The following is an 8,299-nucleotide window of genomic DNA, read 5'->3' as shown; positions in this document are numbered from 1 at the left end:
CTACATGGGCGACATGCCGCTCATGACCTTGAACGGCACCTTCATCGTCAATGGCACCGAGCGCGTCATCGTCTCGCAGATGCACCGCTCGCCGGGCGTCTTCTTCGACCACGACAAGGGCAAGTCGCACTCGTCGGGCAAGCTTCTGTTTGCCGCGCGCGTCATCCCCTATCGCGGCTCGTGGCTCGACATCGAGTTCGATTCCAAGGACGTCGTGCACGCCCGCATCGATCGCCGCCGCAAGATTCCGGTGACGTCGCTGCTGATGGCGCTCGGTATGGACGGCGAAGAGATCCTGTCGACCTTCTACAACAAGATCACCTACAAGCGCGCCGGCGACCATTGGCGCATTCCGTTCAACGTCGAGCGTTTCCGCGGCCTCAAGGCCGTCGGCGACCTGGTCGATGCTGATACCGGCGAAGTCGTCGTCGAAGCCGGCAAGAAGATCACCGCCCGCCAGGCGAGGGCGCTTGGCGAAAAGGGTCTGAAGGCGATCAAGGCCACCGACGAGGACCTGCTCGGTAACTATCTGGCCGAGGACATCGTCAACTACGCCACCGGCGAGATCTTCCTCGAGGCCGGCGACGAGATCGACGAGAAGACGCTGAAGGTTCTGCTCGGCACCGGCGAAGACGAGATCAAGGTTCTCGACATCGACCACGTCAATGTCGGCGCCTATATCCGCAACACGCTCAACGTCGACAAGAACGAGAGCCGCCAGGACGCGCTGTTCGACATCTATCGTGTCATGCGCCCCGGCGAGCCGCCGACGCTCGAAACCGCCGAAGCCATGTTCAACTCGCTGTTCTTCGACAGTGAGCGCTACGATCTGTCGGCCGTCGGCCGCGTCAAGATGAACATGCGTCTCGAGCTCAAGGCCGAGGACACCGTGCGCGTGCTGCGCAAGGACGACATTCTGGCCGTGGTCAGGACGCTGGTCGAGCTGCGCGACGGCAAGGGCGAGATCGACGACATCGACAATCTCGGCAACCGCCGCGTGCGTTCGGTCGGCGAGCTGATGGAAAACCAGTACCGCGTCGGCCTGCTGCGCATGGAGCGCGCGATCAAGGAGCGTATGTCCTCGATCGAGATCGACACGGTCATGCCGCAGGACCTGATCAACGCCAAGCCGGCGGCTGCCGCCGTGCGCGAGTTCTTCGGTTCCTCGCAGCTGTCGCAGTTCATGGACCAGACCAACCCGCTGTCGGAGATCACCCACAAGCGCCGCCTCTCGGCGCTTGGACCGGGCGGTCTGACCCGCGAGCGCGCCGGCTTCGAAGTGCGCGACGTGCACCCGACGCATTACGGCCGCATCTGCCCGATCGAGACGCCGGAAGGCCCGAATATCGGTCTGATCAACTCGCTGGCCACCTTCGCACGCGTCAACAAGTACGGCTTCATCGAGAGCCCGTACCGCAAGATCGTCGACGGCAAGCTGACCAATGACGTCGTCTATCTCTCGGCGATGGAAGAGGCCAAGCACCATGTCGCGCAGGCCAACGCCGAGCTCGACAAGAACGGTGGTTTCGTCGACGAATTCGTCATTTGCCGCAGCGCCGGCGAAGTGATGATGGCGCCGCGCGAAAACGTCGATCTGATGGACGTGTCGCCCAAGCAGATGGTGTCGGTGGCCGCGGCCCTGATCCCGTTCCTGGAAAACGACGACGCCAACCGCGCTCTGATGGGCTCGAACATGCAGCGTCAGGCCGTGCCGCTGGTGCGCGCCGAGGCGCCGTTCGTCGGCACCGGCATGGAGCCGATCGTCGCCCGTGACTCGGGCGCCGCCATCGGCGCCCGCCGCGGCGGCATCGTCGACCAGGTGGACGCGACGCGTATCGTTATCCGCGCCACCGAAGATCTCGATCCGGGCAAGTCCGGCGTCGACATCTACCGGCTGATGAAGTTCCAGCGTTCGAACCAGAACACCTGCATCAACCAGCGTCCGCTGGTTCGCATGGGTGACCGGGTCAACAAGGGCGACATCATCGCCGACGGTCCGTCGACCGAGCTCGGCGATCTGGCGCTCGGCCGCAACGTGCTGGTCGCGTTCATGCCGTGGAACGGCTACAACTACGAGGACTCGATCCTCCTGTCCGAACGCATCGTCGCCGATGACGTCTTCACCTCGATCCACATCGAGGAGTTCGAGGTAATGGCGCGCGATACCAAGCTCGGACCGGAGGAAATCACGCGCGATATTCCAAACGTCTCGGAAGAAGCGCTGAAGAACCTCGACGAAGCCGGCATCGTCTATATCGGTGCGGAAGTTCAGCCGGGCGACATCCTGGTCGGCAAGATCACGCCGAAGGGCGAAAGCCCGATGACGCCGGAAGAGAAGCTTCTGCGCGCCATCTTCGGCGAAAAGGCATCCGATGTGCGCGACACCTCGATGCGCATGCCTCCTGGCACTTTCGGCACCGTCGTCGAGGTGCGCGTGTTCAATCGCCACGGTGTGGAGAAGGACGAGCGCGCCATGGCGATCGAGCGCGAGGAGATCGAACGCCTCGCCAAGGACCGCGACGACGAACAGGCCATTCTGGACCGTAACGTCTACGCGCGTCTTTCCGACGTGCTCGTCGGCAAGGAAGCGATCGCCGGACCGAAGGGCTTCAAGAAGGGCTCGACGCTGTCCAAGGATACGCTCGACGAGTATCCGCGTTCGCAGTGGTGGCAGTTTGCCGTGGAGAACGAAAAGCTCCAGAGCGAACTGGAAGCCCTGCGTGGCCAGTACGACGATTCCAAGAAGGCGCTCGAACAGCGTTTCATGGACAAGGTCGAGAAGGTCCAGCGCGGCGACGAAATGCCTCCGGGCGTCATGAAGATGGTCAAGGTCTTCGTGGCCGTGAAGCGCAAGATGCAGCCCGGCGACAAGATGGCCGGCCGTCACGGCAACAAGGGTGTCGTGTCGCGGATCGTTCCGGTCGAGGACATGCCTTTCCTCGAGGACGGCACGCATGCCGATATCGTGCTCAACCCGCTGGGTGTGCCGAGCCGCATGAATGTCGGCCAGATCCTGGAAACGCATCTGGGCTGGGCATGCGCGGGCATGGGCAGGAAGATCGGCGAGCTGATCGACACGTACAAGGCAGCCGGCGACATCAAGCCGCTGCGCAAGACGCTCGAGAGCTTCATCCCGGCCAACGACCGCAACGAGCCGGTTCGTGACTATGACGACGAGAGCATCGTTCGCCTCAGCGAGCAGATGCGCCGCGGCGTCTCGATCGCGACCCCGGTGTTCGACGGCGCGCATGAGGCTGACATCAACATCATGCTGGAGCAGGCGGGCCTGCACACATCAGGTCAGTCGCAGCTCTATGACGGACGGACGGGCGAGCCGTTCGATCGCAAGGTGACGATGGGCTACATCTACATGCTCAAGCTTCACCACCTCGTGGACGACAAGATCCACGCGCGTTCGATCGGTCCGTATTCGCTCGTCACGCAGCAGCCGCTGGGCGGCAAGGCGCAGTTCGGTGGCCAGCGCTTCGGCGAGATGGAGGTCTGGGCACTGGAAGCATACGGCGCCGCCTACACGCTGCAGGAAATGCTGACGGTGAAGTCCGACGACGTCGCCGGTCGTACCAAGGTCTACGAGGCGATCGTGCGTGGCGACGACACCTTCGAGGCCGGCATCCCCGAGAGCTTCAACGTTCTCGTCAAGGAAATGCGGTCTCTCGGCCTCAATGTCGAGCTGGAGAACACCAAGCTCGACGACAACCCTGTCCGGCTGCCCGACGCGGCCGAGTAAGGCAATGGCGCGCCACGGCTTTCCGCGGCGCGCCAATCGAATTCGACGGCCAGTGGCCGACAAAGACGGCGGGCGTTTGGCCCGCGCTAGATGCAAGGGGTCTTCGAGGACCCCGAAAAGGAGAACGGCATGAACCAAGAGGTCATGAATCTCTTCAATCCGCAGGCGCCTGCGCAGGTGTTCGATTCCATCCGGATATCGCTTGCCAGCCCTGAGAAGATTCTGTCCTGGTCTTTCGGCGAGATCAAGAAGCCGGAGACCATCAACTACCGCACCTTCAAGCCGGAGCGTGACGGTCTGTTCTGCGCGCGCATTTTTGGCCCGATCAAGGACTATGAGTGCCTGTGCGGCAAGTACAAGCGCATGAAGTACAAGGGCGTCATCTGCGAGAAGTGCGGCGTCGAGGTCACGCTGTCGCGCGTTCGCCGCGAGCGCATGGGCCATATCGAGCTGGCGGCTCCGGTCGCCCATATCTGGTTCCTGAAGTCGCTGCCGTCGCGCATCGGCACGCTGCTCGACATGACCCTGAAGGACATCGAGCGCGTCCTCTATTTCGAGAACTACATCGTCACCGAACCTGGCCTCACCGCGCTGAAGGAGCACCAGCTGCTCAGCGAGGAAGAGTACATGATCGCCGTCGACGAGTATGGCGAGGATAGTTTCACCGCCATGATCGGCGCCGAGGCCATTCATGACCTCCTGGCCGGCATGGACCTGGAGAAGATCGCCGGCGACCTGCGTTCGGAACTGGCTTCGACCACCTCCGAGCTGAAGCAGAAGAAGTATCTGAAGCGGCTCAAGGTCGTCGAGAACTTCATGGAATCCGGCAACCGTCCGGAATGGATGATCATGAAGGTGGTTCCGGTGATCCCGCCGGACCTGCGTCCGCTGGTTCCTCTGGACGGCGGCCGCTTCGCCACGTCGGATCTGAACGATCTCTATCGCCGCGTCATCAACCGCAACAATCGTCTGAAGCGGCTGATCGAGCTGCGCGCTCCCGGCATCATCGTGCGCAATGAAAAGCGCATGCTGCAGGAAGCCGTCGATGCGCTGTTCGACAACGGCCGTCGCGGCCGCGTCATCACCGGCGCCAACAAGCGCCCGCTGAAGTCGCTGTCCGACATGCTCAAGGGCAAGCAGGGCCGGTTCCGTCAGAACCTGCTCGGCAAGCGCGTCGACTATTCCGGCCGCTCGGTCATCGTGACCGGTCCGGAGCTCAAGCTGCATCAGTGCGGCCTGCCCAAGAAGATGGCGCTCGAACTGTTCAAGCCCTTCATCTACGCCCGTCTCGACGCCAAGGGTTACTCCTCGACCGTCAAGCAGGCGAAGAAGCTGGTCGAAAAGGAGCGTCCGGAAGTCTGGGATATCCTCGACGAGGTCATCCGCGAGCATCCGGTGCTGCTGAACCGTGCGCCGACGCTGCACCGTCTCGGCATCCAGGCGTTCGAGCCGATCCTGATCGAAGGCAAGGCGATCCAGCTGCACCCGCTGGTCTGCACGGCCTTCAACGCCGACTTCGACGGCGACCAGATGGCCGTTCACGTGCCGCTGTCGCTGGAAGCGCAGCTTGAAGCCCGCGTGCTGATGATGTCGACCAACAACATCCTGCACCCGGCTTCCGGCGCGCCGATCATCGTGCCGTCGCAGGACATGGTTCTGGGTCTCTATTATCTCTCGATCGTCAACCAGAACGAGCCGGGCGAGGGCATGGTGTTTGCCGACATGGGCGAACTCCAGCACGCGCTCGAGACCAAGGCGGTGACGCTGCACTCCAAGATCAAGGGTCGTTTCCGTACGGTCGACGCCGAAGGCAAGGTCGTGTCGAAGATCCATGACACGACGCCTGGCCGCATGATCATCGGCGAGCTTCTGCCGAAGAACGTCAACGTGCCTTACGAGACCGCCAACCAGGAGATGACCAAGAAGAACATCTCCAAGATGATCGACACCGTCTACCGCCATTGCGGTCAGAAGGAGACGGTCATTTTCTGCGATCGCATCATGGCGCTCGGATTCAGCCATGCCTGCCGTGCCGGCATTTCGTTCGGCAAGGACGACATGCTGATCCCGGATGCCAAGATCAAGCTGGTCTCCGACACCGAGGCTTTGGCCAAGGAATACGAGCAGCAGTACAATGACGGTCTGATCACGCAGGGCGAGAAGTACAACAAGGTCGTCGACGCCTGGGCCAAGTGCTCGGAAAAGGTCGCCGACGAAATGATGGCCCGTATCAAGGCGGTCGAGTTTGAGGACAATGGCCGTCAAAAGCCGATGAACTCGATCTACATGATGTCGCACTCCGGTGCGCGTGGCTCGCCCACCCAGATGCGTCAGCTTGCCGGCATGCGCGGCCTCATGGCCAAGCCGTCGGGTGAAATCATCGAGACGCCGATCATCTCGAACTTCAAGGAAGGCCTGACCGTGCTCGAGTACTTCAACTCGACCCACGGCGCCCGCAAGGGTCTGGCCGACACCGCCTTGAAGACGGCGAACTCGGGTTACCTCACCCGTCGTCTGGTCGACGTGGCGCAGGATTGCATCGTCAACTCCGTCGACTGCGGCACCGACAAGGGCCTCACCATGCAGCCGATCGTCGATGCCGGTCAGGTCGTCGCTTCGGTCGGCCAGCGCGTGCTGGGCCGTACGTCGCTCGACGACATCACCCATCCGGTGTCGGGCGAGATCCTGGTCAAGGCCGGAACGCTGATGGACGAGCGTGACGTGGAACAGATCGAAAAGGCCGGCGTCCAGTCGGTCCGCATCCGCTCGGCACTGACTTGCGAAGTCAGGGTTGGCGTCTGCGCGGTCTGCTACGGTCGCGATCTGGCCCGCGGCACCCCGGTCAACCAGGGCGAAGCCGTCGGCGTCATCGCGGCGCAGTCGATCGGCGAGCCGGGCACGCAGCTCACCATGCGTACCTTCCACATGGGCGGTACCGCGCAGGTGGTCGACAGCTCGTTCCTTGAAGCCTCGTATGAGGGCAAGGTCGAGATCCGTAACCGCAACGTGGTGCGCAACTCCGACGGCCAGCAGATGGTCATGGGCCGCAACATGGCGGTGCTGATCCTCGACGAGGCCGGCAAGGAGCGCGCCTCGCACCGTCTCACCTATGGTTCGCGCATCTTCGTGGACGATGGTGACAAGGTGAAGCGCGGCCAGCGTATCGCCGAGTGGGATCCCTATACCCGTCCGGTCCTCACTGAAATCGAGGGCAGGGTGTCGTACGAGGATCTGGTCGACGGCATTTCCGTTCAGGAAACGGCCGACGAGTCGACCGGCATCACCAAGCGTGAGGTCATCGACTGGCGCTCGACGCCACGCGGCAACGACCTGAAGCCGGCGATTGCGATCCAGGACGCCAAGGGCAAGGTCGGCAAGCTGTCGAAGGGCGGCGACGCCCGCTTCCTGCTCTCGGTCGAGGCCATTCTTTCGGTCGAGCCGGGTTCGCAGGTTCGCCCCGGCGACGTTTTGGCGCGTATTCCGATGGAAAGCGCCAAGACCAAGGACATCACCGGCGGTCTGCCGCGTGTTGCCGAGCTGTTCGAGGCACGTCGTCCGAAGGATCACGCCATCATCGCCGAGATCGACGGCACGATCCGCTTCGGCCGCGACTACAAGAACAAGCGTCGCATCATCATCGAGCCGCATGACTCGACGCTCGAGCCGGTCGAATACCTGATCCCGAAGGGCAAGCCGTTCCATCTCCAGGACGGCGACGTCATCGAGAAGGGCGACTACATCCTCGACGGCAATCCGGCGCCGCACGACATCCTGGCGATCAAGGGCGTGGAGGCACTTGCTTCCTACCTCGTCAACGAGATCCAGGAAGTCTATCGTCTGCAGGGCGTGTCGATCAACGACAAGCACATCGAGGTGATCGTTCGCCAGATGCTGCAGAAGGTCGAGATCACGGTGCAGGGCGACTCGACCTACATTCCGGGCGATCATGTCGACGTGATCGAACTGGAAGAGGTCAACGAGCGTCTGGTCGAGGACGGCAAGAAGCCGGCCGAAGGCCTGCCGGTGCTGCTCGGCATCACCAAGGCATCGCTGCAGACGCCGTCCTTCATCTCGGCCGCCTCCTTCCAGGAGACGACCCGGGTGCTGACGGAGGCCGCGGTTGCCGGCAAGACCGACATGCTGCAGGGCTTGAAGGAAAACGTCATCGTCGGCCGGCTGATCCCGGCCGGTACCGGCGGCACGATGAGCCAGATCCGGCGCATCGCCACCTCGCGCGACGAACTGATCATCGACGAGCGCCGCAAGGCCTCGGGTGCGGAAGTCGCCGAGCCGATGCTGGCCGACATGACAACCGCCGCGCAGTAAGCGCGGCGGCAGGAATCTCAGGCAAAAAAAGGCCGTCGGGGCGACCCGGCGGCCTTTTTTCATTGCGTTGGAGCCGAACTTTGTGGCGGTGGCGAAGTGAGGAGCATCGTCTGGTGCCTTGTTTTGCAGGCTGGCGCCGCCCCTCATCTGCCTGCCGGCATCTTCTCCCCGTATAGTGACGGGGAGAAGGACGCCGTCGCTGACGATTTCGCCAATCGGCGACCT

The 8,299-nt window shown here is 62.7% G+C and carries 2 protein-coding genes; both read left to right on the top strand.

Annotation, left to right across the window (positions count from 1 at the left end):
• Positions 1 to 3,748: DNA-directed RNA polymerase subunit beta (gene rpoB, locus EN749_RS24585; RefSeq protein WP_128364143.1), on the top strand; the 3,748-nt coding region annotated here is incomplete at its 5' end.
• Positions 3,749 to 3,877: 129 nt separating this feature from the next.
• A complete protein-coding gene (rpoC, locus tag EN749_RS24580; RefSeq protein WP_013531415.1) occupies positions 3,878 to 8,074 on the top strand; it encodes a DNA-directed RNA polymerase subunit beta' in 4,197 nt (1,398 codons plus the stop codon).
• Positions 8,075 to 8,299 lie beyond the last annotated feature (225 nt).

The sequence above is a fragment of the Mesorhizobium sp. M7A.F.Ca.ET.027.02.1.1 genome, from assembly GCF_004022985.1.
Classification (GTDB): Bacteria; Pseudomonadota; Alphaproteobacteria; order Rhizobiales; family Rhizobiaceae; genus Mesorhizobium.
The sequence above is the reverse complement of the archived record's forward strand: the minus strand, read 5'-3'. Positions and strand labels throughout refer to the sequence as shown.

What these genes read in the sequence shown, in the direction of transcription:
- rpoC (WP_013531415.1), top strand. Translation starts at nt 3,878, where the DNA reads ATGAACCAAGAGGTCATGAATCTCTTCAATCCGCAGGCGCCTGCGCAG.